Below are 25,260 nucleotides of genomic sequence, written 5' to 3' on the forward strand. Positions count from 1 at the left end.
ACTACGACTTATATGGGGATGAAATTGCGATCGCCCCTTGTGCCTTCAGCATCCCCCTTATCAAAAGACACTGATAACATCAAACGCATGGAAGATGCGGGTGCGGCGGCAGTAGTAATGCATTCATTGTTTGAAGAACAAATTACCTTAGAACGCTACGAATTACACCATCACCTCACCTATGGCACTGAAAGCTTCCCGGAAGCTTTGACATATTTTCCTGAACCGAACGGTTTTCAAATTGGCCCAGAAGAATATCTTAACCATATTCGTAAAGCCACAGAACAAGTCAAAATTCCTGTGATTGCCAGCCTCAATGGTTCTTCTGTGGGTGGATGGGTTGACTATGCCAGATTGATTCAACAAGCAGGAGCCTCGGCGCTGGAGTTGAATATTTACTATGTTCCTACGGATATGGAACTCACCAGCGAACAGATAGAGCAAAACTATATTGATATTCTCCAGGCAGTTAAAGCTGAAATAACCATCCCTGTGGCAGTCAAACTCAGTCCTTATTTCACCAACATGGCAAATATGGCAAAGCGTTTGGATGATGCAGGAGCTGATGGACTAGTATTGTTTAACCGCTTCTACCAACCAGATATTAACCTCGAAACCCTGGATGTCGAACCAAATGTGCTTTTAAGCACTGCACAGGCGATGCGTTTGCCTCTGCGTTGGATTGCTATTCTCTATGGTCGCATCAATGCTAGCCTAGCTGCCACCAGCGGCATTCACAATGCACGGGATGTACTAAAGGTGTTGATGGCAGGAGCAAGCATTACTATGCTTTGTTCTGTGCTGCTACGGGAGGGAATCACTCACATTCGCTGTATTGAGAAGGAAATACGTGAATGGATGGAAAAACATGAATACGAGTCTATACAGCTGCTTCAGGGAAGCATGAGCCAAAAAAATTGTCCCGATCCCAGTGCCTTTGAACGCGCCCAATATATGCGAGCGCTACAAACATACAATCCAGAATGGGGAAGGGTTTACGAACCATCGTATTACTTGGGGTAATACTGTTCCTCACAATTTCCTCAAATTCTTGCCCTACAAAGTTAATTGAAGGACAAAGAGTATGTGACGCTTGGGCTTTGCTTTCAGCAAATTTCATTTATTGGAACCATAATTTTTTGTCGGGGCGGGTTTAGCGGATATCCTTTCGGTTTGAGCTACGTATTGTGTGTGATCTATTCATCTGAAAATAGCTGTAAGTTATGACACGAAATTGACACGCGGAAGTTTGGTTTCAAAATTCTGGAATAGACTATTAATCAATGATTTAATCCAAAATCTAAAATCCAAAATTGGTATGAGAGGTTTATATGTTTAAAAAAATTTTAGTTGCATTGGATCGCTCTGACATGGGCAAACCAGTTTTTGAACAAGGATTAGCTTTAGCAAAGATGAGTGGAGCTAGCTTAATGTTGCTGCACGTTTTATCTGTAGAGGAAGAGGGCGTGCCTTATATACCAATAGGTTCTAGTTTTGACTACTATTCAGGAATGACAGATCAAGTCTTAGAGTTTCAGCAACAGCAGTGGGAAAATAGGAAAAATCAAGGGATTGAGATGTTGCAACGCCTGAGCGCTCAAGCAAATACAGCAAGCGTAAATGCTGAATTTACACAAAATCTTGGCAGCCCAGGGCGAGTGATTTGTGATTTAGCTAGTAGTTGGGGTGCCGATCTTATTGTCGTTGGGCGTCGAGGGCATTCCGGTATGGCGGAACTATTTCTTGGTAGCGTAAGTAATTACGTCCTCCATCATGCTCCTTGTTCAGTTCATGTTGTGCATCTTGCCGCTAGTGCTAAAAAAGCTGAAGTGGCAAAAGAAAATACTGACACTTTCACCTCCAACTAAGTACAGATTTGTGTAAATCGCAGCTTAAAGAAATATGAAATCATCTCCCACTGTCCCACTACCTCATCCTAGTGCTGATAAGCGCTTTAAAATGCTAGATGCAACAATGAAGCGTCATCAATATCAACAAGATGCTCTGATAGAAATTCTCCATAAAGCACAAGAACTATTTGGCTACTTAGAAAGTGACTTGTTGCTTTACATTGCCCATGCTCTCAAACTACCACCCAGTCGGGTTTATGGTGTAGCTACCTTCTATCATTTGTTTTCACTTGCGCCCAAAGGCAAGCATACCTGTGTGGTGTGTACGGGTACGGCTTGTTATGTTAAAGGCGCACCTGAAATTCTCGCAAATTTAGAAAAATCTGCTCACATTCGCGCTGGAGAGACAACACCAGATGGACAAGTTTCACTGTTAACAGCTAGGTGTTTGGGTGCTTGCAGTCTTGCACCTGCTGTGGTTTTTGATGGCGCGGTGTGTGGCTATCAAACTGCGGAATCAGTTCAAGAACGGATTCGAGGATGGAAGTATATCTCGTGAATGTGAAAAAATTACATCTTAAAAGTGATGCTATCATCATGCTGAGAGTGAAAAAAAATCTTACCCAAGCCAATAATAATAGTCTCTTTTACTGGGAATAGTTGCGTGCCAAAAAAACACTATCAACTACGCCTATACCTCATTCCCGGCATTTGCGACACTAAACCCATCAATTCCAACTGCAACAAAGCACTAGCAACCTCACCTGTCGCCATAGCTGTTTGTTGGACAATTGTATCGAAGGGCAAATAATCTGAGGCAACTACATCCATTACCTTTTGCAGTTCTGGTGACAAACCAGGCAGTGTTAATTGCTGTGGTTCAGGAGATGCCTGAACAAAATCCATCTGTGGAATTGCTCCTAACATTTTTAATAGTTCGTCTAATTCCTTGAGGATGGGGGCAGCACCTTGGCTAAGTAGCTTTAAACAACCTTGAGATGGGTAATCATCCAGTCTCCCTGGCAACACATAAATATCTCTGCCAAATTCATTTGCATAGTTGGCTGTAATCAAAGCACCAGATTTCAAGGGCGCTTCCATTACCAATACGGCACGACACAACCCGGCAATGATCCGGTTTCGGCGGGGAAAGTGAGCGCGATCGGGTGGGGTTTTGGTTGGATACTCACTTAAAACTAACCCAGCAGCTAAAATCTGCTTGTACAGTTGTTGATTTTGGGCTGGATAGATGACATCTACACCTGTTCCTAAAACTGCAACTGTGCGTCCTCCGGCTTTAATGACGGTAGCGTGAGTTTCAGTGTCGATTCCTTCTGCTAAACCAGAAACTACTGTAAAACCATTTTTAACTAAAGCTGTACTAATTTGGCGAGTCCAACGAATACCATATTCTGAGGGTTGTCGTGTTCCAACAATTGCCACCATTGGTGTTTGTCCAAGATTCTCTTGTAGTTCCACTGCACCATGGTAGTACAAAACAGGTGGAGGACTGGAAATTTCCAGCAGTAAGCGAGGGTATTCTGGATCTGCTGGTGTCCAAAAATAGGGATTTTGCTCTTGGTGCTGGGCAAGTAATTGTTCGGGATGAAGATGCGATCGCTGTTTTACGACTTTTGCCAATGTCTGAAACCCGAAACCCTCCACAGCTTCCAATTGCTTTGGGCTGGCTTCCCAAGCTGTTTTGAGTGTACCAAAATGCTGTTGTAATCTTTGCATCAATATCGGGCCAATTCCAGATATGTGCGACCAAGCTAGCCAATATGCACGTTCAACTGCCAATTCTCCATCCTCATCTGCTCTGGGTTGATTATTCCCAGATTATGTATGTCTGTTTACGATAAGATGAAAATAGAATCTAAAATCGTGCATTTTTTATAGTAAAGACAAAGATTGATGGTATGTTTGATGCATAACAGCCAGCAATAAGTTGCCAATGTCATTGCCACGATTTTCTACCATCAAATGCCTCAGTCATTTTCTGTTCTGCGTTTCTAGTTGCTCATTATTTTTAGCTTTTAATAGTATTCTTAATTCTTCTCCTAGTTTGGCAGCAGAAGAAGTTGTGATTAGATATGGATTGTTTGAGGAATCACTCCCTGTCGCAGATTTACGTAAGTACGCCGAAAAGCAACAAGTTTCTGATGATTTACAATCTATTTTGGGTTACTTAAGCTCAAAACAGCAACAGAAATTACTGAAAGTACTACAGATGAAAATACCTTTGGGTGTTGTGGCTTTAGATAAGCTAGTAAACTCAGAAACTGGTAAAATAGCTCTAAATTTTGTTGCTCCAGCAATCGTTCGTCGTGACAACGCAGGGATACAAGCACTGCGATCTGCGATTATTTTAGGAGCTGCATCATCAAACGGTTTAGGAGTAATCTCATTTCTAGAAGCTTATCCTAGTCAGAAACTAGTCGTTAATTTACCAACAGCTTTAGAAATAATAAACAAAGCTGATTTATTTTCTAGTTTCTCTGGTTCTCTATTTACAGATGACTTAGGCTCCACATTACTATCGCCGTTAGAATTCTAAAATTAAATCTTAAGCTTTCCAACTGACAACCAAAGCATAAATATAAGCCACAACTTCATTAATCACCGATCGCACACCTGTACTATACATCCACCATTTACTTGGCTCGTAATTTTGTGGTGAGCTAGCAATCACTCCTACTTTAATTTTAGGTACAAGTGCTTGTTGGAATATCAGCCAACTTCTACGAGCATGGGTTGCATGGGTGAAAATATTAATTGCTTCTAATTTTAAATCGGCATTTACTAGCCACTGCTGCAATGCGATCGCAGATGCGTAGGTGCGATCTTTGGTAACTTCTTGGGAGGAAACAACAATAATTTTTTCTGGTTCTAAACCCAATTTTTGCAAAGTTGCCGCAGCTAGTGCCGCATAATTCTTATATTCAGCCAGATAAAATCCTCTTTCTAAAGGAGTTCCTGTAATAATGAGTAGACGATAGGAATTCTTTTTAAATTCAGCTAAAGCCTGTACCAGTGCATAGTCTGGTATCCAGCCTTCTACAACTAAGATATCTGCTTTGACAGGAGAAGTAACGGCAAGAAATGGATGTATGTTAACAAAGGTAAAACCAATTAAACTAGCAACCAAAGTCATGAAAATTCCCCATCCTGGAACCGTCAGCATCCACATTTGTTGACGTTTAAATAGACGGAAGACGGGGAACTTTTTCTGCCTGGGCTGAATTTTTCTGTGCATTACACCTTTGCAGAACGTTGGGATTTGAGATATTGAAACACAGATTTGTCTCCTATATCTGGAGGAATTGCTTGTACTGCTTTACGTACAGCAAAAACTATGAAGAAAATTGCCCAAATACCTAATAAAACTCGTTCCCACTGCATCGATAAAATACCTAGTAAATGTCCTAGTAATAGTAACGGCACAATCGGAGTGAGTACTTTAGTTTCCAGACGATTAAAGCAAAATCCTTCTTTAAAATAAATTCCTGTCAAAGCAGCAAAGGTAAAACCGACTCCCAATAAAGTCAAAGGTTGAGTGTAAACAGTAACAGCTAAGGGTTCACTACTTGATAGCGCCACTACTATCGAGGAAATGCTACCAATAACCCAAAATGCTTGCAAGATGCGGTGTAGTTCTACCATGTAAATATGAATGGTTAATAAACTCACACCAAGAGCAAGGCTGAAACAAGCATACAGAAGATTTACCCAATTGAAAATACTGGGGTGAGGATTGAATAACACTAGTGCAGTAGCGATCGCAAAGCAAACAGCAGCTACCATTAAGCCACCGCGATAGATCATCACGCCTGTGCGATCGCCCTTGTTAATTGTAAATTCACCAAACTGTCCTTGGTATACTTCTGGTGCAGGTAATGTTTGTGTAGTCATATACAAAATCACATGAATTGCTTAGACTTGGCTGGGCAATGTCTAATTAGATAGATAATTGTAACCAACACTTTTTATGATAAACAGCACAGGTGATCGCAAGTTGATAATTACCTAATTATATTTTCAGTACCTCCACAGCTTTTTTAACGTTGTTATAGTAATTCAAAACTGTAGAGTCACGTAATGATCGCCTCGATCATTCAACGCAAACAGAAAACTGGTGTCGAGTATCGCGTGCGATCGCTTAACTATGAACACCTACAAGTAACTTTCCCACCGAACATTTTTAGTCTAGCGATCAAGCTCACGCCTTCGCAGATAACTTTTCAACAGTTAGTGTGCATTGGGGTTGTTATGTGGTGATCACAATGCTTGCTGCAAATTTTTCTTTAGAAAAGGCGCTTACAACCCTGCGGAAAATCTGCGTCTCTATTGAACATTTCCTCCTTGCACGTACACCGTCGAAACAGGCTTCATCATCTTCCGTTCCACTTTGATGTCTTTAAATCCAGCCATTTCCAGATAGCGTGCGAACCTTTCTCCCGCTTCAGTCGCATCATCTTCTGTAGCGCCAGGGATTCTGGGCTGGTGAACAAGGGCTATGATTCCTCCTGTGCGCAACTGCTCTCTTAGCCGTCTTAGCACCTCAGTCTTGTGATCCCAGAACTGAAAGTTATTAACAGCCAGAATCTTGTCAAATGGGTTGTCGAAGGAGGGTAATTGCGATACCGAAGTGAGAACCAATCGCACTCGTCCAGCCGAAATGGCGCGTTGATTTCTTCTTGAAGCTTGCCTGAACATCACTTCAGAATGATCGATACCCCAAATCACACCGTAGATTACAATTTCACTCATCTTTTGGATTGTTACTCCAGGCCCAAAACCGATTTCCAAGACGCGGTCGGAGGGTTGCAGGTTAAGCAGGGAAATTGCCCACTCATTGCGTTCAAGATTTGATGGTCTATGTGCCATGATGAAGCCAGTGATATTCCCCCAAAATCCTGTGGGATGGGCGAATTGTGCTACAACTTTCTCTACAAGGCTCATAAGATACCTCCCTAAGCATCTTGTCAACAGAATACAGACACACAAGGTAAGCGGCTAACTATTTATGATGCGGAAACTTTCCGTATATCACACTAAAAGATTCAGGTCGAGAAAGGATTGCAAGTATGTTAGTTATAAACATTGGACGAAAGTTTTCTGGCTAACTTCTAACACCTGTGCCTTAACAGTACAACTTATCTGTTTGATGCCAATCTATCAAACAACCTCTTAATACCGAACTTGTACAGTATCTCCCAAATTCATCTGCAACTGAACCCGTGCATTACCGCAATTAATGGCAATTTCTACCCAGCCGTGACTGCCAACCAGCGCGATCGCCTCTCCTATTTTAACGTCTCCATAAGTACCACACCCGTTAATCATCTTTTCACCCACCTGTATGCTCCAGCTTTTGTCTTGCACGTAACTTCCAGGAATGTTAGTTACTAAGTTGCCGAAAGTATCTATATATTGAATAGAACCAGTAATATTGTTCTTTTCTAAGGAAATTTTGCCTATCTCCAGCCTAATCAAGGTTTCTGGGTTAATTTCTCGCCCTAACTCTTTGAGGGAAATACCGCTAGCTAGATGCGCTCCCACGGGTGCAAAGATGTCTCTACCGTGGAAAGTACTACTAGGTTGAGGAGTGCGCCAGTAATCGGGGTTTGTGAGTTCTACTGCTGCAATGGCAGAATTTTGACTTAACACTCCACTGAATAAACCATTATCCGGCCCCACTAAGAAACCTTTCGCAAACTGGAGAGCGATCGCTCTTCTTTTTCCTCCCACGCCCGGATCTACCACCGCTACGTGTACCGTCCCCACAGGAAAATAAGGGCAAGCATCCATCAAACAAAATCTGCCTGCTGCAATGTCTTGCGGCGGAATTTGATGTGTTAAATCTACCACTGTTATTTTGGGATTAATTTGGGCAATTACTCCCTTCATCACGCCGACATACACGTCGCGATCGCCAAAATCACTCAGCAATGTTAAAAGTGGTTGATTTTTAAAAGTTTCAGACATAAATTAACACTTTCTATACAATTTAGAATATTTTTCTGTAGCAAAAGTAACTAAATATTTGATATGTTATGATTACAACACATAAGTAAAAAGATGAAAGAGGATAATGCTTATGATCACAAACAGACTTGAAGCCGTCAGAAAAGCACGGGAAGCTCACAGAGAAAGTATTCGCAGAAGCCTGCAACATCGCTTAGAAGTAGCTAGAGCTAGAGGTGATGAGAAACTAGTTCGTCAGCTAGAGGAAGAGATGAGATATTTTAGCTAAATAAAAAGATTATTGTTCATAGTTTTCATAGTTTTGTTGTGCTTTAGCCCGCCTCATCAGCGGGCTGTTCTCTTGTTAAAGATGCGTAAAATACAGCAATTTGATATTCAATTCAGTGCATCACTTCTTGAGTCTGTTTATTTTTTCACTAAAATGTACGCCGTTGCATATTCAGGTAATTGGCTGATATACTGCCTAAAACCATTTTGATTCTGAAAAATACCAGCTAAAAAATCAAGTTGATAAAGATTGGGTAAAAATGCTCCGCCTGTATCGGCTATGATTCCCATTTTTAGTCGTTTGCTTCCACCTTGAGGATACTCAAGCACAATTATTTTGCCTAGACCAATGTTTAGAACATCTCCAGCAAAAGTTACTCCTGGTTTAATAGAAATTTTTGCATCTATCTTATAACCATAACCTTTGATAGCATCAACCTTTCTAAAATACCAATAACGCTTTTGTGCTCTGGGTGCTACTCCTTTTATAAAAGGTATTTCATTGTTTCTATCTACATTAAAAAATGCCTTAGAGCCATCATTAAAATTAATCAGTATTGTTCCCTGCATCAATGCTTCTTCTAATCCTTCTCTGGTGAGATAAGCAAGAGGTTCTACTTTTCCAAACTCTTTCCCACCTGGTTCATAAATACCTGATAATACATCTTGCTTTGTATATTTTGTGAAAAATTTATTTCCACTTAAATTATCTTTTAAGCTATAAATAGGTGTATTAAATTTGGCAGTTTTTTTGCGAGAACCTGGATGGGTAAATACAGCATATTTGGTAAGACGTAAACGTTCTTGATTACGGTTTTGGGGGTTATAAGCAGACCATTTTATAACTCGAAAATTCTGGTTAATAAAATTCGAGTCTTGTAAACGAGTAACCCGATTGTTAGCAATATCTTCTTGCAAAACAGCAATCATAAAATCTAAGGTTTTGAGAACATCTTGTACAGTTACTCCAGAACTAGCTAACAATCCTGTACGTAAAACATTTGCGTCTTGGGAAGAGTGGTTTTGAAAATATTTTTTGGTATTAATCAGAACAAATAATAAATCTTTTTGATTGAAGTTGACATTGGCGTTTGGTAATTTGGCTGAAGAGAGAATTTGATTACCACGAACGCTAAATTTATATTTTTTTAACTCATCTATAACTTTATAGGGTGCTGAACCTGATTTTTGCTTAGAGAAGGTAGATTTTTGTTGCTCTGTAGAATCTGAAGGTGCGAGTTGTGCGATCGCTGTATTCTGAAAATGCTGTTGAGGTAGATCAGAAATTTTCTGCTGCACAAGAGATACATTTTGTTGTTGGGATAGCTGGTTGGTAGTTGATTTAGTGTATAAATAACCACTCCCTAAACCAATAAGTGATAAAGTGGTAAAACCTACTGCGAATCGGAATTTTAAGCTAGATAGAATACTCATAGGTTGGTAACAATTTTTTGCTGATATAAAGTTAAATTTGCTCAATCTCGGAACAACATTAAATTGCTAATTTAGCAGTTGTACACACTATAGAACATCAAATTTTATCAAGTTCTACGAGAAAAGGGACTGGGTACTCGTGATTGGGGATTGGGAAGAATTTCTTTCCCAGTACCCAATCACCAATACCTATACAAAAATCACTTCCAATCCTAAAACTCTTTCAGGAGGCTTGTAGGAATAGATAGTGTGGGTACATTTTCCGTGTCGGTAGTTCACTGCAATTTTGGATTTAGAAATTATCAATTCTATATTGTCAGACGCATAAACAGATGATAACTTGGCAAAAAAGTCTCAATAATCTCATTCTTACAAGCCTTCTTGTAATCACTCCTGTCCATACAAATACTTATCTTCGCGCCCAGTCTCTCCAATCTTCTCAGAACTCAAGCATAAAGATTCTCATTAAAGAAGAGTTGTTCTTCGGCTTAAGCAAACCAAACGGAGGAACAATTTCTGAGGAGCAATGGCAACAATTTTTAAACCGTGTCATCACACCCCGTTTTCAAGAAGGATTAACCGTGATGGATGGCTACGGACAATATTTGAACAGTTCTGGCAGCCTGAACAGGGAAAAGACTAAGCTAGTGATTTTGATTTATGAAAATAACCACAAGAGGAATCAGATGATTGAAGAGGTGATCGCAAGTTATAAGCGCGCCTTCCATCAGGAATCTGTTTTGCGCGTCACTAGTTCTGTTAAGGTATCTTTTTAAGGAACAATTTGTACACTTACAAACTTCCTTGACTGCTAGTATGTAAATTTACTTAATAAAATGTCTAATAATTTTCTTATTCTACTAGTTTAAATTAAACCGTAAGGTAGGTACTGTAAAGAACGTAAAAGGCTTTGAGGAAAGTTAAGCATTACCCACCCTACAGAAGATGTTTGTTTATTGACAAGCTCAAGTTAAATTAACTAAAGAATAATATACAAACTAGCAGGGAGCGACAATGGTATCTAATTCTACTTCTTTCTCTGATATTCAGAACCATTGGTCACGCTTATTTATTATCGCTTTAGCCGAGCGTCGTATTTTAAATGGTTATCCTGATCGCACGTTTCGCCCTAATAATTCAGTTACTCGTGCTGAGTTTGCAGCCATCATTGCCAAAGTCTTTACGCAATCTTCAAGGCGAGAATATGTCCCTTTTACTGATGTTCCAAATACTTACTGGGCGGCGAATGCTATTAAAGGAGCTTATGAAACAGGATTTTTGTCTGGTTACCCCGATCGCACTTTTCGTCCCAATCATAGAATTGCCAGAGGCGATGTTTTAGTCGCTGTGGTTAATGGTTTAAACTTTGCTGCCAATATTAAACCTGATCTGCTCACAGAACTTCCCCAAATCTACAAAGATGCGGCAAATATTGCTGGATACGCTAAAAACCAGATAGCTATTGCTACCAAAGCTGGAATCGTAGTTAGTTACCCAGATGTAAAATTACTTAACCCAAATATAGCGGCAACCCGTGCTGATGTAGCAGCGATTGTTTATCAAGCTTTGGTGTATCTGGGAAAAGCCGAAAAAATTCCTTCTAACTATATAGTTGTGCAACCTCTAGCAGGAACACCAACGCCGACACCGCCTAATACTGTTAAGGTAAACCATCGCCGGGAATTTCGAGGGGCGTGGGTAGCCTGCGTCTGGAATAGTGATTGGCCGAAAAAAGCTGCACTTTCAGCTCTACAACAACAAGCTGAGTTAGTAAATATTATTGAAAAATTGCAATCACTAAATTTCAATGCCCTGATTTTACAGGTACGGCCGGAAGGCGATGCATTGTATGCTTCTCAAATAGAACCTTGGAGTGCTTGGTTAACAGGAACTCAAGGTCAAGCACCAATTCCATTTTACGACCCTTTGGAGTTTGCGATCGCTCAATGTCGCAAACGTAATATCGAACTTCATGCTTGGTTCAACCCCTATCGTGCTAAAACTTCCATCAAGCAAGGCAGTAATGTCCGTCCTCACATAGCAGTTACAAATCCAGAATATGTTTATCAGTGGGGCAATCAACTGTGGATGGAACCAGGAGCAAAAATTGTTCAAGATAGAGCCTACAACGTCATTCTAGACGTGGTGCGACGTTATGATATCGATGGCATTCACCTAGATGACTATTTTTATCCCTATCCCATCCAAGGGCAATCTTTTCCAGATAGTAAAACTTATGCCGCCTATCAAGCAGCTGGTGGTAAACTCAGCTTGGGCGACTGGCGACGAGAAAATGTTAATCAAATGGTACTGCGTCTAGCAGAGGGAATTAAATCAACAAAACCCGATGTCAAATTTGGCATTAGTCCCTTCGGTATTTACCGTCCCGGACAACCCCCTGGCATTGTTGGTTTAGATGCCTACAATGTACTGTATGCCGATGCTAAAAAATGGCTGGAACAAGGCTGGATTGATTATATCGCCCCGCAGCTTTACTGGCGTACCGACCAAACACAACAAAGTTATCCAACCCTGTTAAAGTGGTGGACAGAAACTAATCCGAAACAGCGACACATTTACGCTGGTAACAATATCTCTCAGTTAGACGGCAAAGCCTGGAAAGATGAGGAAATAGAAAAGCAAATCAAGATTAGCCGCAACCTAGTGGGAGATTTATCTTTGGGGAATATTTTCTTTAGCACCAATTCTCTGATCGAAAATCGTCAAGGCATCTCTGAGACGTTCCAAAATTCGCTGTATGCCAAACCTGCTTTAGTTCCTACTATGTCTTGGCAGAATGCAACACCACCAGCACCGCCCACTGCATTGCAAGTAAGTAACCGCAAGCTTTCTTGGCAGCCGGGTGATGATAAAAAGATTCGTTCTTGGACACTTTACAAGCAGAGTGGCGATAGTTGGACACTTCAGCGAATTTTATCAGCTGGTACTACTTTTGCCACTGTTGAACCGGGAACCTATGCTGTGTGTGCAGTAAATCGGTTAGCAAATGAAAGTGTAGGAGTGGTGATATCGGTAATATAAAAGGAAGGACACGGAGACACTTGAAGGAGTGAAGGTATGAAAGAGGGAAGGTATGAGGGTATTATTCTCATTCTCTCGTTCCCTAGCTCTCTTGCTCCCTCGTCTCTCCCTTTTCAGCAAGCATTTCATGTTAACTAAATTATTAAATTTTACGAATTAGCTTCTATACTTTCAATGTATTGGCTTTCCATGAGAAATGCTCCCCTAGCAAAGCGCACGCCCCAGTAACCTCCAGGGCGGCGATCTAGAACTACGCCTTCTTCGCCAATTTGAATCACATCCGGGGGACGCAGCATGGGCATCGGTTCAGCGGTTTTGACATAGGGCGGTAATGCCACAACACGGACTTTACTGCCAACGGTAAACTCTTTGGACATAACTAGGGGCTGGGGGACAGGGGATAGGGGACAGGGAACAGTTAACAAACAACTAATTGAATGATAACTGTTCACTGATAACTGATAACTGATAACTGCTAAGGAGCTTGCCAAATTTTTTGATGGTACTGCTCTATGTCTGCGTAGGGATCTATGGGAGGATGGGAGTGGTCGTGAGTGTGATGATGGTGGTGATGATGATCGTGAGAATGCCCATGTCCATGATGATTGGCTAAAGCTGCTAGCCGGAATTTGCACATTTCACAATTCATCTGTACTTGTCCTAATTGAGTTTCAATTTCTCGCTCTCGCAGTACAGAAAATAACTGTGGATGCAAACCCATTTCTGGCAGAGAAGTCATCACAATTTCTGGGTGTTGTTCCTGCTGTTGGGCTGTTATGTTAAAGATTTTTTTCACTAAAGCGCCCGTGAACAGGAAATATGGTAGGACAATGATACGTTTTGGCTGGTAGAGGCGGGCGCGACGAAAGCCTTCTTCGAGCCTGGGGTGGGTAATGCCAATAAAGCAAGTTTCAACAGTAGAGTAGCCACTGCCTTCCCAAAGAATGCGAGCGAGTTTGTAAACATCACCATTGGCATCGGGATCGCTAGAACCACGCCCGACAAATAAAAGTACTGTATCAGCGCGAGAAATTTGATGGGGGTTATTTTCTGGCTTGTCGAGTTCTGCTAGACGCGATCGCCACAATTCGATAATGGCAGGGGTAATGCCAAAGTGCCTGCCGTAGTGAAATTTCAACTGCGGATACTTGCTCTTGGCGCGATCAAGTTCATTAGTAATATCGAATTTATTATGTCGTGCAGCGAAGAGCAGCACTGGTAACACGGAAAATTCCGTGTAGCCTTTTTCTTGGCACTGGTCGATTCCTTCTTGAATAGTAGGGCCAGTTAATTCCAAAAAACAAGGCATAACTGGACGTGATGCATCTAAAGATTGATAGATAGCAGCAAAATCTAATAAAGCTTGCCTCCCTTCTGCATCCCTTGTACCATGACCAATCATCAATAAAGGACGTTTTATCGGCAGCGCAGGTAATTGCAGGCGATCGCTGGTTGGATATTCCAATTGGGTGAGACTTGTTGTGTTAAAAATAGGCATTCTGAGTTTAAGCTCCTTTCCTGTGCAACGCAGGAAATAGAGTGAGCAAGTAACAGATCGGCGTTCTGGCTTACGAAAATCAAATTCGCTTACAGCTGCGGCACAGCCTCGGACTTGCACCGATGTTTCCCTCTTCTGTTACGGTTCACAGTTGCCTTGTTATCTTAACTGAATCTCGTCCAGTTCCAAAATGCAGGGGGAGGGGGTAGAATTTTTTACAATCACTGAGCTTATACTCGTATAAAACTGTCAGCGAGCAACTCATCACAAATTTCAACTAGGTATTAAACCATATTAAGTATATTTTATAACATTGATTTACAACTCCTACCGATTTTGCAACAGACGCTACAAGTTTCGTACAGAGCAGATTTTTGTGTAGGTTACTTTACCAACTCCCAGTACCACGCCTAACAAAAACCGATCGCTACTTCTGTGAAATAGTCGAACGCGCTGCCAAACTCATCTGCACCACACCAGAATTCGACGAACTCGCGCAAGAAATCGGACTCGGTTCCCACACAAACGGCGTTACTATTGAGAGCGATCGCGCTAAACTCAGGGCAGAACTCGATGGCATGATAGCCCACCTCTACGGTTTAACAGCAGAAGAATTTGCCTACATCCTCACTACTTTTCCTCTCGTTCCCGAACAAGTCAAACAGGATGCACTAGAAGCTTATCGCACCTTTGCCGTTACGAGCAACATAAATTAGTAGACTGAAATCTTGCACCATTTCCAACAGTCTGGAGGCAAAGCCTCTAAATGCTCGTTACCAGGTTGAACCTGGTAACAAGAACTAGAGCCAGAGGCTCTCTCAATCGTAGGTAAAGCTCTTCCCGCAGGGGTATGGTGCAAGATGTGAATAGAGCGATCGGGTTAAAATTGTACATTATGATTTTTTTGTAAAACAGGCAATAAGAGAGATTAAAAATGCTAAAGGCATTAGAGTTTCAAACAAATATTCTGTGGTTCCAATAAATATAAATTTGCTGTATATTAACTCATATCAATTGTGTCTTTTGCCAAAAGTTCTGCTGCTTCTTGCAAAAGCTCATGTTGTTCTTGTTGAATTTTGGCTAATCGCTCTTGAATTTCTGCTAGTCTTTGCTGTTTATTAAAGTGAAGCAGTTGGGCATTGGCTGGTGGTAACAGCGGTAATTGATCAGTTGTGCGATCGCTTGTGATTTTTTGAATAGTCAAACTACCAATTTTAGTAAATGATAAAAAGCTCAGTTTAATAACAGCCAAAAGTAATTTGAAAGGAATTTGCAAGATTGACCAACTAGCTGTTTCAATCAAGCGTACAATTGCTTTGATGATACTCCAAATTATCGATATAGCAAACAGCAGAATAATTAAACTAATAATTGGATGATTAGTTGCCCAACTCAAAATTTCTAATAATCTGAGAATTGCAGGGTGTTCCCTCAGCCAATCATCCATAGAAGCGGAAATTGCAGTTTGAATTGCTGACGATGTTGAGATGGGAATTTGTTCAGCAGTTTGCAATGTTTGCTCTAGAGAATTTTTAGCTTGCTCAAAATTAGTAGTAACTGTATTAATGGCGCGATCAGTTGCTTGTGTTGCTGTTTGTTTCAAAGACTTGCCAACTTGCTGGGCTGAATCAGTTACAGAAGTAAATTTATCGTCAAAAAAATATTTAACTTGCTGAAAGCGTTGTGACGCTCCTTCAGTCCAATTTATTTTGATTTGAGGTGTCATACCAATTTTGGATTTTGGATTTTGGATTAAAACCATTGATTAGTAGGCTTGTCCAAAATTTTGAAACAAGACTCCCTACGGGATTTTGGTGTCATATTGTCTCCTTGTCTCCCCATTCCCTTCTTTCTTGATGAGCAATTCTACGCAATACTGAGAAAAGCTTGCTTTGTTTGCTAAAACTGTTATGCATCATCTGGAGGAACAATTACGCCGCTTAGTGAAAGAGGCTTGTGAATATCCAGCCGGAAATCCACAGCGTCAAAAGCGACTTACCCAAATCATTCGTTTGGCTGCAAACAAACTCTGGAAGGAAAATACTCCATATTATCAAGATGCACTACAACAAACTTGGTTGTATTTCTGCTCAAATGTTTGTGGAGCATATGACGCTACACGTGGATCTGTAATCACTTGGCTGAATACTTATCTGAGATGGAGATTGCAAGACTTTTACCGTCAGCAGCAGGAGGACAAAACTAAAAAAGCATATCTTAATATTAATCAATTCACTTTCGGCGATCGCACTCAAATCTATTACCTGGAAGAAAATTTGGCTGCTCCAGCGGATCTGCCTCCCATTTTAGAAACTGTAAAGTTTTGGGTGGAAGAAGATATTGATGGAGAATTGCGTAACACCCACATTCAAGGGCATCCAGAAGTTAATTGTCAGGTGTTAATTTTAAAACGTTTACCACCAGAAGTAAGTTGGAAGGAACTATCGGCGCAATTTGGTTTGTCTGTCTCTACTTTAAGCAGTTTTTATCAGCGTCAATGTCTGCCACGCTTACGTAATTTTGCTGAAAGGGAAGGATTTTTATAAAAAAATAGATTAGAATACATGTTTAAGTACCTAAACAAAATTAATTACACATTTTTTTGCTGTTCCCTGTTAAGAGTTTCCTGTTCCCTTGCCTCTACCCATAACTTTAATTTTGCCTAACCACTTATCTGTTCCCCGTTATTTCTTTTTCCCAGGCTGGAGCCTGGCAAAGCATCGATTGAGCTACAGCTTCGCAGTTTTCATCACTATGCATCTCATGTCTTTGAGCAGCAAGAACAGAAAACCGATCAGGCAGATGTGGTAGTGTACTTCACTTAGATGAAAGGCGCTGTATGATGCTAGTTGTTTGCACCCCTGGGTTTTTCGATTCCTGCTCCAGAATGTTGTATAAATTTTGTAATAATTCTTTAGTTGTGTAGGGTTTAGCGATAAATAATTTAACAGCTGCAAACCCTGCGAGTTTATCGCTGGGTGCTAAACCACTAACGGCAATTATTTTGACAAGTGGATTAATTTTTTGTAAGGCGCGAATGGTAGTTGCACCATCCATTGAGGGCATCATCATATCTACCAAAACCACGCTAATTTCATCTTGGTACTGAGCATACAGAGCGATCGCCTCAATTCCATCACAAGCTGTCAGCACTTTGTAATTGTAAGTTTCTAAGGAAATTTTTGTGGTTTCTAGAATTTGAGCTTCGTCATCTACAACTAGAACCAATTCTCCGTTGCCTTTAAGTAGTTCTAAGTCTTCTCCTAAGAGCGTTGCTGTTGCTTCTACTGCTGGCAAGAACACTTTAAATTCAGTTCCTTTGCCAACCTTGCTATGTACGTTGACAAAACCACCGTGGCTTTTAATGATACCCCTAACAGTTGAAAGTCCCAACCCTGTACCTTTGCCAACTTCTTTAGTGGTAAAAAACGGCTCGAATATTCTATCCACTATTTCTGAAGGCATCCCTACGCCCGTATCTGCGATTGTAATCTGAATATGAGGCCCAACACTAGCATCTAAGTTCATGCGAGCATAGTGTTCATCTATATATATATTTTCAGCATAAATACTGAGCTTACCACCATTGGGCATGGCATCGCGAGCGTTGACTACTAAATTCATCAGCACCTGATGCAAGTGTGTAGCATCTCCAATCACTGCCCAAAGTTCTGGCTTAATATCTGTAGAAAGTTCAATAGATTTGGGAAATGTTTCTTTGACGATCTGCTTAATTTCTGAGAACAAATGCCCAACTTGCACAATCATCCGCTTACCTTCAACTCCACGTGCAAATTGCAGCACTTGTTTAACCAAAGCAGCTCCACGTTTAGCGTTAGCTTCTATTGTCTTCATCATTTGCTGAGTTCGTTCATCGGTGTTGGAGAATTTTAGCTGCAATAATTGTGCTGCCGTCAGAATTGGAGTCAGTATATTGTTTAAGTCATGGGCAATACCACCAGCAAGCGTACCAATACTCTCCAGTCGTTGAGCACGTAAAAATTGACTTTCTAGTTGTTTTTTTTCTGTAATGTCGGTATTTACTGTTAATATTGACTTTGGTTTTCCATCTTGATCAGACATTAAAGTCCAGCGACTGGCAACAATAATCCCTTGCCCTTGTTTTGTGACTTGTTGTAATTCACCCTGCCAAAAACCATTTTCAGCTAGGCTTTTGTAGATATTTTGGAGTTGAGATGTTGTTTCCGCTCGATACAGAAGCTGATTCACCTTCTTGCCAATCGCTTCTTGCGGCTTCCATCCATACAAACTTTCAGCCCCTTTGTTCCAAAAATAAATTTGGTTGTCTAAGTCTTTAACGATAATGGCATCTGTGGTGATATCAAGCAAAGCAGCTTGTTCGCAAATTTGTAAATTTTGCTCCAGGAGTGTCTTCGTCAGATTCCGCAGCTTGAGATGGAGTTCGATCCGGGCTAAAACTTCTTCGTGTTGAAGCGGTTTGGTAATATAATCCACCGCGCCTAGACTTAAGCCTTTCACCTTATCGACTGTTTCGGCAAGTGCAGTCATAAAAATGATCGGAATATCTTTTGTTCGTTCATTAGCTTTCAAAAGACGGCAGGTTTCAAAACCGTCCATTTCCGGCATGAGTACGTCTAATAAAATCAAATCTGGTGGAGCATATTCTGCTCTAGCGATCGCACTTTCACCATCTTCAGCAACTAAGACTGTAAATCCAGCATCGGCTAAGAAATCAAATAGAATTTCTAAATTACTTGGAATATCATCGACAATTAAGATGACACCTTTTTTATTTAAATCAATATTCATAAAACCTCATTAAAATTTTTTGAGGAACTCTAAAATTTGTTTCCCTTTAAAACCTTTAGCAAGTTGGTGCAAATGAGTAGCGAAAGGAATCAATTGCTCATTTAATTCCCCTAATTTTTCAGCTTGTTGTGTAATACCCCTTAAGTCACCTCTCATTGCTAAATCTAGCAAAATCTGAAGCTCTTCTGCTGGTGGAGCCACAATAGGAGTTTCTGGCTGCAAATTAGAGGGATATAGTAAACTTTGGTTTTCATTTTTTATCCTTCTGACTTGATCTCGTTCTTCATATAGCCATTCCAACCCTAAGTGAACCCGTAATTTTTCTAACAAATCTCCGATCCGAATAGGTTTAGCGAGAAAATCATCACAACCGACTTCTCGACTCTGCGTTTGATCAAAATCAAAAACGCTTGCTGAGACAGCAATCACTAGTACTTGTTTTAGTTCTGGTAACTTTCTAAGACGACGAGTGGCTTCAAAACCGTCCATTCCAGCCATTACTAAGTCCATAAAAATTACATCAGGCTTAAATTCCAGCGCTTTTTTTATAGAGTCTAAGCCGTCTATTGCTTCTATGACATCAAATCCTAAAGGCTGTAGTATATTGACTAAAATAGAACGATTTGCCCATTTATCATCTACGACTAAAACTTTACGTTTAGAACCAACAAAACTGATAATTTTATGTTCGTTAATATTCTTTTTGTCAGTATTTTGGAAAAATTCTGGTAAATTCAAATCTAGCCAAAAAACGCTTCCTTTACCCAAAGTACTTTTTACCTTCAGTTCACCACCCATCATCTGAACTAATTGACGACTAATTGCCAATCCTAATCCTGTACCTTCAGTCTTACGAATATCCTCACCCACCTGCTGGAATGGCAAAAAAATCTCTTCTAATTGTTCTGGTGCAATGCCTATTCCTGTATCTTCTACTTGAAATCGAACTCTGTGGTTTGTCCTTTGTCCTTTCTTACAAAGTTCTGATCGCCGAAAGTTAGCGCTCAGACTTTGCGCTTGGTCATTTATCCTTTGTGTAGAATCATTCGACTGTTGAGCAATGACATCCACTTTGAAAGTTATACTACCTTTTTCTGTAAATTTGACTGCATTGCTAAGTAAATTAATCAAAACTTGGCGCAACCGTTTTTCATCGGCTCGAATTATTCTTGGCAGTGGAGATAGTGCTTTGTAAATTAGAGAAACTCCTTTTTGTTCGGCACGAATGCGACAAATTTCGATTATACTCTCCAGAAATTCTGAAAAATCAAACTCTTTGGGATAAAGTTCCATTTTTCGAGCTTCAATTTTAGAAATATCTAAAATATCATTAATAAGTGTGAGTAAGTGCTCACCACATTGATAAATAATGTTTATCCCTTTCTTTTGCCGTTCGGTTAAATTTTTATCTTTCTGAAATATTTGAGCATAACCCAAAATACCATTGAGCGGGGTACGAAGTTCATGGCTCATATTAGCGAGGAATTCACTTTTGGCATGATTAGCGGCGGCTGCTGCTTCTTCTGCTCGTTGCCGTTCGCGAATTTCCTGTTGTAGTTGTAAATTTTTGTCTTGCAACTCTATCGTTCGCTGTTGTACTTTGGCTTCTAGCGTCCGATTATATTCCTCCAAATCATTATAAAGGCGGGCATTTTCAATTGAGATTGCTGCTTGAGAGGATAAAAGTTGCAAAACTTCCAATCGCTCTGGTGTAAAAGCTCCAGCAGTCAATTTATTTTCTAAGTAAAGAATGCCAATCAGCTTACCTTGATTAACAATTGGCGTACATAAAATCGATTTTGGTTTGTAGTTAATAATATAACTATCTGTTGTAAATACTCCTTCATAATTAGCATTGCTCAAAACAACATTCTCATGAGTGCGCTGCACATAATTGATGACAGATTTTGGTAGCTGTTGACTCGAATCAACTGATATCGATTCTTGCACGTTTATTTCATTTTGTCGAAAATTTGCTGATGCTTCTATAAGTAATTTACCTGCCTTCTCTAATATTAATAAAACTGTTTCAGCACCAGCATTTTCCATCACAATTTGCATCAATTTAGTCAGCAACTTATCTAAAACAATTTCACTAGAAAGAGCTTGTGAAGCTTTCATTACTGCGGCTAAATCGAAAACTACAGGAATATCTGTAGTTGTAGAGCCGATTGTGATATTCATCTCTAATCCTTGGTTTTTTCGCTCCGATATGCGAGAGAAAATTTGCGGATATTTTGCTTCCAAATCTCTGACTTTTGCTGTTGCTCCCCAGCTAATATAGCCGTAGTAAGCATCAGTTAGATAAGTCTGAGCTACTTTTTCTCTACCACGCTCAAAATAAAACTTTGCTGCTAATTCATTAGCAAGCGCTTCTTCTTGAGTGTATCCTTGCTCTCTAGCACCAGCAATGGCTTGATCATAAAATTCCATTGCTTGCCAATATTGACCCAATACTCTTGCTTTCTCTGCCTCTACCAAGTCATATTTATGCAGAAAATTCATCGGTGCAGATTCTGCCCATTTTTGCATTTTTTCCTGGTTATTTGTTACTCTACTCAGAAATTGTTCTTGTTGTGAGTGCGGTACAGATTGATATCTTGCTAAATGGGCTAAAGAATCGTATAAATGGAACAATGGCACAGCTAGCAATCCTCTTACCCCGTCTAAGTATTGTTCAGCTTTGATTGAATTTTCCACAGCTTCAGCAAACTCACCAAATAGGTAGCATAAAATTAATTTGTTGAGAAATACATAGTGAATTAGCGTTCGCTCATTTGCTTGAATATACAGTGGCAATAATTGTTCTTCGTTATAAGCTTTACCAATTAAACGGTAATTATTTTCACCAGAACCTATCAAATTTAAAACTACCTGATGAAATATTTGGTGCCACTTTAAAGCAGTTTCTTGATTAATTTGAGCTATTGCCTGACTATATCTAGCCATTTCCTGTTCAAGGCTTTTTAACTCCGAACTGCTCCAGTATGAATATTGGCATTTATGACTTGCTGAATAGCCAGTATGCGCTAAATCTCCATTTTCCAGTCCACTAGAGTAAGCTTCTTCCAACAGTGGTAAAGTCTCTCTAACATGATGTTTCCAATGTATGATGAATGTTGAAACTTTAAATAAGGTTTGACATTTAGCTTCACGGGCATCTAATCGATCTAATAGATTTAAAGCTAGTTGTCCAAATTTATAAGCAGCTTCAATATCTTGTAACAGTCCACTGAAAACTATTCCATAATCAGCAAATCCACTAGCTGACAAAGGAGTATTTCCATGTTGAATAGATAAATTTACTTCCTGGCAAGCCATGAGGATAAATAATGCAGGTGCAGATTGATAGGCAGCAGGAACTAAACTTGCTATGATCTGAAGGGCTGCTAGCTTGTTCGTATCTTGCATTGGCGGCAGATTAATTAAATTTTCTATTCCTTTCTGTGCCAAATTTGTTGTTGTTTCCTCAATAGCTTGCTGAATATCTAAGGGAGTCGGTGATTCAATTAGTGTCACTCCCAATACTTGCAAGACTTGCAAACCCAACCTTACCGCTTCAAGCAGTTTTCTTTGCACTTCACGAACTTTGATTCGTACTTCATAAACTTTCACTTTATCTAGCAGTGTTTTGGCTTGTTGCAAAACTACCTCAGCCAGCCGCTCCATTTGCTCAAAATCACCGCTAAGAAATGCTACTTCCACTGCTTCCTGATGTAGAGCTAGTGTCATTTCATATTGCTGATGCCAGCTAGAAGTAATCAACAGGCTTAAACCCACCTTAAGATAACGGCTCGCCGACTCATATGCTGTTGCTGCTTTTGCTTTTTTACCTGCTATGAGATTAAGTTTAGCCAGTTCATACTTTTCTGACTCAGAAGTAAGTAAGTCAACACCATAATTCAGTTGGTTAACTAAGGCAAAAATCTTTTCTTGTCGTTCTTTAACTTTAGTATTTTGTAGTAGCAATCGACCGATTTTTAGATGAGTTGCTTGTTTCTGTGATTCTGGAATGAGAGAATAAGCCGCTTGCTGTACTCGATCATGTAAAAATTTATAAGCAATCAAAAGTTGTTCTTTGTTGTCTGTCAGTGATTCATTTTGTCCTCTATTAATCACTAAAGGAATTTTGTAAGATTCATTTAATGGTAAAACTAAACCATCCTGTAAAGATTCCCATAAATCTGTTGCTGTTTCTGACAAAGACTTTTGATTAACAATACTTAGAACATCTAAAGTAAATTCATCTCCAATACAAGCTGCTAACTTTAAGACATTTTGTGTTGTTGGTGCTAGCTTTTGAATCTGATTTATCATCAACTCAACGACATTATCAGTTATATCAATATCTTGCATTAATTCAATATTCCACTGCCAGCAGCCTTTACCAAAATCAAATACTAACAGGTTTTCTTGATGAAGAGATTTGAGCAGTTGAGTTAAAAAGAAGGGATTACCTTGAGTTTTGTTAAACACTAACTCGGCTAGTGGTTGTGAATCTTCTTGATTATTACGGAGAGTATCACTAACTAATTTATTTACATCAGTTAATTGCAAAGGCCGGAGAACAATATTGTTAATAATTACACCTGACTTTTGTATTTCTTCTAAAGTTAATATTAATGGGTGTGTTGCATACACTTCATTGTCTCTATAGGCTCCAATTAAGAATAGATATTGGCTGTTTGGATCATTTAGTAGCAGTTGAATTAACTTTAAAGATGCAGAATCTGTCCACTGTAAGTCATCCAAAAATATGACCAATGGGTGTTCTTTTTGACAAAATACATGAATGAATTGTTTAAACACCCGATTAAATCTATTTTGGGATTCGGTTAGTCCTAATTGAGGAACAACTGGTTGATGTCCAATAATCAGTTCGACTTCCGGAATAACATCAATAATAATCTGACCGTTAGTACCAAGAGCTTCTAATATTTTTGCTTTCCATAGTGCTATTTTTTCATAACTTTCTGTTAATAACTGCTGCATTAACTGCTGAAAAGCTTGAATCAAAGAAGCATAGGGAATGTTTCGCTTAAATTGGTCAAATTTACCAGAAATAAAATATCCTCTCAGTTGCACTATGGGTTTATGAACTTCATTGACTAAGGAAGATTTACCAATTCCTGAATAACCACTTACTAACATCATTTCTACTCCCCTTAATCCCTCCTTGTTATCAGAGGATAAAGAGGGATTTGCTACTCGCTCAAAGGCATCCATTAAGGTTGCAACTTCTTGCTCGCGTCCATAAAGTTTTTGTGGAATCAAAAATTGGCTATATAAATCTAACTGCCCGACAATAAAATCTTCAATTTTCCCAGTTGCTTGAAGTTTTCTAAGACATTCTTCTAAGTCAGCTTTTAATCCTAAGGCACTTTGATATCTTTCCTCAGCAGTTTTGGCTAACAATTTCATGACAATAGCAGAAACTGCTTCAGGAATCTCTGGATTGATTTCTTGAGGCGATACTGGTGTTTTTGCAAGATGGCAGTGAGTTAACTCCAAGGAATCGGTTGTTTGAAAAGGTAGCTGCCCCGTTAACATTTCATAGAAGGTGATACCTAGAGAGTAAAAGTCAGTTCTATAGTCAATTGAGCGGTTCATCCTGCCTGTTTGTTCCGGTGACATATAAGCAAAAGTGCCTTCAAGTAAATTGTGATTACTGACAGTCAAATTTTCTCTGGATAGGCAGGATGAAATACTAAAATCTATAATTTTAATTTCGCTTGTTTGCGGAATAATTAAAATATTATGAGGCTTAATATCTTTATGAATAATATGATTTTGATGTAATTGAGCAAGTGTTGTAGATAATTGAATAGCTATTTGTAAAAACTGTCTTAATTCTAATTTGTAATTAGCGATAAAAGTCTTCAACGGCTCTCCGCTAAAATAGGACAAAATTAATGCCAAACCATTTTGATAGCTTTCTAAAGCTAAAGGTTTTACAATCCCTTCTATATCCAATGATTGGAGTATTTTATATTCGTGCCGTAGTTGAGCAAGCTGTTCTATGGTGGGATACTCAGCTTTAAGAGTTTTAATAATTACTGGTGTTTGATCAGACTTCCTCAAACCACGATAAACACAGGTACTAGTACCCTCATAAATAACTTCAACGAGGTTGTAATCGGCAATAATAATACTCATTCTTTATTTTTTCACTCGTGTGAGGTTAATAGACAGCTAAGTATTTAATTCCTATGTTAATTATCGGTTCCGCCTCTGTTGCGCTTTGGTAATATCACCAATTGTTGACTTATATTTTGGGTGTAAACTGAATGTTTAACGGAATTTAAAACTATGTAATTAAAATTAAACTGATAACAATCGCAATTAGACATACAAATTAGACGGATGAAGACAAGGTATGATCAAGCGCAA

Annotated in this window: 21 protein-coding genes and 1 riboswitch; of the genes, 10 read left to right on the plus strand and 11 right to left on the minus strand. The window is 39.6% G+C overall.

The genetic code is table 11. The features are described 5' to 3' along the window. The 3 genes from U2718_RS31950 to hoxE all read left to right on the plus strand — a co-directional run. A partial coding sequence (locus U2718_RS31950) for a dihydroorotate dehydrogenase-like protein (protein ID WP_411813401.1) occupies nt 1–1,023 on the plus strand: 1,023 nt, incomplete at its 5' end. A 308-nt stretch (nt 1,024–1,331) separates the two neighbouring features. Continuing rightward, complete coding sequence (locus U2718_RS31955) at nt 1,332–1,868, plus strand: universal stress protein (protein ID WP_341994587.1); 537 nt, start codon at nt 1,332–1,334, stop codon at nt 1,866–1,868. Nucleotides 1,869–1,902: 34 nt separating this feature from the next. Further along, nucleotides 1,903–2,409: a bidirectional hydrogenase complex protein HoxE gene (gene hoxE, locus U2718_RS31960; RefSeq protein WP_341994584.1), complete on the plus strand. Its 507-nt coding sequence runs from the start codon at nt 1,903–1,905 to the stop codon at nt 2,407–2,409. Nucleotides 2,410–2,531: 122 nt separating this feature from the next. On the opposite strand, the gene dprA is transcribed toward hoxE, so the two are convergent. After that, entirely contained in the window at nt 2,532–3,650 is a 1,119-nt protein-coding gene (gene dprA / locus U2718_RS31965; protein ID WP_341994582.1) for a DNA-processing protein DprA, read from the minus strand. 154 nt (nt 3,651–3,804) lie between these two features. On the opposite strand from dprA, the gene U2718_RS31970 reads away from it, so the two are divergent. Continuing rightward, complete coding sequence (locus U2718_RS31970; RefSeq protein ID WP_341994580.1) at nt 3,805–4,407, plus strand: alpha/beta hydrolase; 603 nt, start codon at nt 3,805–3,807, stop codon at nt 4,405–4,407. A gap of 9 nt (nt 4,408–4,416) precedes the next feature. Here the strand turns inward: U2718_RS31970 and U2718_RS31975 are convergent, their stop codons facing one another. Further along, complete coding sequence (locus tag U2718_RS31975) at nt 4,417–5,106, minus strand: YdcF family protein (protein ID WP_341994578.1); 690 nt, start codon at nt 5,104–5,106, stop codon at nt 4,417–4,419. Further along, a complete protein-coding gene (locus U2718_RS31980) occupies nt 5,106–5,762 on the minus strand; it encodes a DUF2301 domain-containing membrane protein (protein WP_341994574.1) in 657 nt (218 codons plus the stop codon). The genes U2718_RS31975 and U2718_RS31980 overlap by 1 nt, the downstream gene beginning before the upstream one ends. A 186-nt stretch (nt 5,763–5,948) precedes the next feature. Between U2718_RS31980 and U2718_RS31985 the strand changes: the two genes are divergently transcribed. Beyond that, nucleotides 5,949–6,128, plus strand: a complete 180-nt coding sequence (locus tag U2718_RS31985) for a hypothetical protein (RefSeq protein ID WP_341994572.1) — start codon at nt 5,949–5,951, stop codon at nt 6,126–6,128. A gap of 66 nt (nt 6,129–6,194) precedes the next feature. Here U2718_RS31985 and U2718_RS31990 read toward each other — a convergent pair whose 3' ends face one another. Together U2718_RS31990 and U2718_RS31995 are read right to left on the minus strand one after the other, a co-directional pair. Beyond that, nucleotides 6,195–6,839, minus strand: a complete 645-nt coding sequence (locus U2718_RS31990) for a class I SAM-dependent methyltransferase (protein WP_341994570.1) — start codon at nt 6,837–6,839, stop codon at nt 6,195–6,197. 201 nt (nt 6,840–7,040) lie between these two features. Then, entirely contained in the window at nt 7,041–7,838 is a 798-nt protein-coding gene (locus U2718_RS31995) for an SAM-dependent chlorinase/fluorinase (RefSeq protein ID WP_341994568.1), read from the minus strand. Nucleotides 7,839–7,950: 112 nt separating this feature from the next. Between U2718_RS31995 and U2718_RS32000 the strand changes: the two genes are divergently transcribed. Continuing rightward, on the plus strand, nt 7,951–8,106 hold the full coding sequence (locus tag U2718_RS32000) for a hypothetical protein (protein WP_341994566.1): 156 nt from the start codon (nt 7,951–7,953) through the stop codon (nt 8,104–8,106). Between the two features lie 137 nt (nt 8,107–8,243). Here the strand turns inward: U2718_RS32000 and U2718_RS32005 are convergent, their stop codons facing one another. Further along, complete coding sequence (locus U2718_RS32005; protein ID WP_341994610.1) at nt 8,244–9,539, minus strand: hypothetical protein; 1,296 nt, start codon at nt 9,537–9,539, stop codon at nt 8,244–8,246. Nucleotides 9,540–9,871: 332 nt separating this feature from the next. On the opposite strand from U2718_RS32005, the gene U2718_RS32010 reads away from it, so the two are divergent. Then, nucleotides 9,872–10,315 carry a DUF3574 domain-containing protein gene (locus U2718_RS32010; protein WP_341994564.1) on the plus strand — a complete coding sequence of 148 codons (444 nt, stop codon included), beginning with the start codon at nt 9,872–9,874 and terminating at the stop codon, nt 10,313–10,315. A 238-nt stretch (nt 10,316–10,553) separates the two neighbouring features. Further along, nucleotides 10,554–12,581 (plus strand): glycoside hydrolase family 10 protein, encoded by a 2,028-nt coding sequence (locus U2718_RS32015; RefSeq protein ID WP_341994562.1) that lies wholly within the window; start codon nt 10,554–10,556, stop codon nt 12,579–12,581. Between the two features lie 149 nt (nt 12,582–12,730). Here U2718_RS32015 and sipA read toward each other — a convergent pair whose 3' ends face one another. Together sipA and U2718_RS32025 are read right to left on the minus strand one after the other, a co-directional pair. Next, complete coding sequence (gene sipA / locus U2718_RS32020) at nt 12,731–12,958, minus strand: regulatory protein SipA (RefSeq protein WP_341994560.1); 228 nt, start codon at nt 12,956–12,958, stop codon at nt 12,731–12,733. Between the two features lie 98 nt (nt 12,959–13,056). After that, nucleotides 13,057–14,079 carry a sirohydrochlorin chelatase gene (locus U2718_RS32025; RefSeq protein WP_341994559.1) on the minus strand — a complete coding sequence of 341 codons (1,023 nt, stop codon included), beginning with the start codon at nt 14,077–14,079 and terminating at the stop codon, nt 13,057–13,059. A gap of 38 nt (nt 14,080–14,117) precedes the next feature. Then, nucleotides 14,118–14,253, minus strand: a riboswitch (cobalamin riboswitch). A gap of 200 nt (nt 14,254–14,453) precedes the next feature. On the opposite strand from U2718_RS32025, the gene U2718_RS32030 reads away from it, so the two are divergent. Next, a complete protein-coding gene (locus U2718_RS32030) occupies nt 14,454–14,795 on the plus strand; it encodes a hypothetical protein (protein WP_341994557.1) in 342 nt (113 codons plus the stop codon). Nucleotides 14,796–15,079: 284 nt separating this feature from the next. On the opposite strand, the gene U2718_RS32035 is transcribed toward U2718_RS32030, so the two are convergent. Then, a complete protein-coding gene (locus U2718_RS32035) occupies nt 15,080–15,805 on the minus strand; it encodes a hypothetical protein (protein WP_341994555.1) in 726 nt (241 codons plus the stop codon). A 184-nt stretch (nt 15,806–15,989) separates the two neighbouring features. Here U2718_RS32035 and U2718_RS32040 point away from each other — a divergent pair, with 184 nt between their 5' ends. After that, nucleotides 15,990–16,625, plus strand: coding sequence for a sigma-70 family RNA polymerase sigma factor (locus U2718_RS32040; RefSeq protein WP_341994553.1), 636 nt, complete (start codon nt 15,990–15,992; stop codon nt 16,623–16,625). A 271-nt stretch (nt 16,626–16,896) separates the two neighbouring features. On the opposite strand, the gene U2718_RS32045 is transcribed toward U2718_RS32040, so the two are convergent. Together U2718_RS32045 and U2718_RS32050 are read right to left on the minus strand one after the other, a co-directional pair. Continuing rightward, nucleotides 16,897–18,870 carry a response regulator gene (locus tag U2718_RS32045; protein ID WP_341994551.1) on the minus strand — a complete coding sequence of 658 codons (1,974 nt, stop codon included), beginning with the start codon at nt 18,868–18,870 and terminating at the stop codon, nt 16,897–16,899. A 9-nt stretch (nt 18,871–18,879) separates the two neighbouring features. After that, nucleotides 18,880–25,026 carry a protein kinase domain-containing protein gene (locus tag U2718_RS32050; RefSeq protein WP_341994549.1) on the minus strand — a complete coding sequence of 2,049 codons (6,147 nt, stop codon included), beginning with the start codon at nt 25,024–25,026 and terminating at the stop codon, nt 18,880–18,882. Between the last annotated feature and the right edge of the window lie 234 nt (nt 25,027–25,260).

Origin of the sequence: Chlorogloeopsis sp. ULAP02, from assembly GCF_038404745.2 — a bacterium.
Classification (GTDB): domain Bacteria; phylum Cyanobacteriota; class Cyanobacteriia; order Cyanobacteriales; family Nostocaceae; genus Chlorogloeopsis.

Bases quoted from the DNA above. Each gene is read 5' to 3' on its own strand.
- U2718_RS31955 (WP_341994587.1), top strand. From the start codon at position 1,332: ATGTTTAAAAAAATTTTAGTTGCATTGGATCGCTCTGACATGGGCAAA.
- hoxE (WP_341994584.1), top strand. From the start codon at position 1,903: ATGAAATCATCTCCCACTGTCCCACTACCTCATCCTAGTGCTGATAAG.
- U2718_RS31970 (WP_341994580.1), top strand. From the start codon at position 3,805: ATGTCATTGCCACGATTTTCTACCATCAAATGCCTCAGTCATTTTCTG.
- U2718_RS31975 (WP_341994578.1), bottom strand. From the start codon at position 5,106: ATGCACAGAAAAATTCAGCCCAGGCAGAAAAAGTTCCCCGTCTTCCGT.
- U2718_RS31980 (WP_341994574.1), bottom strand. From the start codon at position 5,762: ATGACTACACAAACATTACCTGCACCAGAAGTATACCAAGGACAGTTT.
- U2718_RS31985 (WP_341994572.1), top strand. From the start codon at position 5,949: ATGATCGCCTCGATCATTCAACGCAAACAGAAAACTGGTGTCGAGTAT.
- U2718_RS31995 (WP_341994568.1), bottom strand. From the start codon at position 7,838: ATGTCTGAAACTTTTAAAAATCAACCACTTTTAACATTGCTGAGTGAT.
- U2718_RS32000 (WP_341994566.1), top strand. From the start codon at position 7,951: ATGATCACAAACAGACTTGAAGCCGTCAGAAAAGCACGGGAAGCTCAC.
- U2718_RS32005 (WP_341994610.1), bottom strand. From the start codon at position 9,539: ATGAGTATTCTATCTAGCTTAAAATTCCGATTCGCAGTAGGTTTTACC.
- U2718_RS32010 (WP_341994564.1), top strand. From the start codon at position 9,872: ATGATAACTTGGCAAAAAAGTCTCAATAATCTCATTCTTACAAGCCTT.
- U2718_RS32015 (WP_341994562.1), top strand. From the start codon at position 10,554: ATGGTATCTAATTCTACTTCTTTCTCTGATATTCAGAACCATTGGTCA.
- sipA (WP_341994560.1), bottom strand. From the start codon at position 12,958: ATGTCCAAAGAGTTTACCGTTGGCAGTAAAGTCCGTGTTGTGGCATTA.
- U2718_RS32025 (WP_341994559.1), bottom strand. From the start codon at position 14,079: ATGCCTATTTTTAACACAACAAGTCTCACCCAATTGGAATATCCAACC.
- U2718_RS32035 (WP_341994555.1), bottom strand. From the start codon at position 15,805: ATGACACCTCAAATCAAAATAAATTGGACTGAAGGAGCGTCACAACGC.
- U2718_RS32040 (WP_341994553.1), top strand. From the start codon at position 15,990: ATGCATCATCTGGAGGAACAATTACGCCGCTTAGTGAAAGAGGCTTGT.
- U2718_RS32045 (WP_341994551.1), bottom strand. From the start codon at position 18,870: ATGAATATTGATTTAAATAAAAAAGGTGTCATCTTAATTGTCGATGAT.
- U2718_RS32050 (WP_341994549.1), bottom strand. From the start codon at position 25,026: ATGAGTATTATTATTGCCGATTACAACCTCGTTGAAGTTATTTATGAG.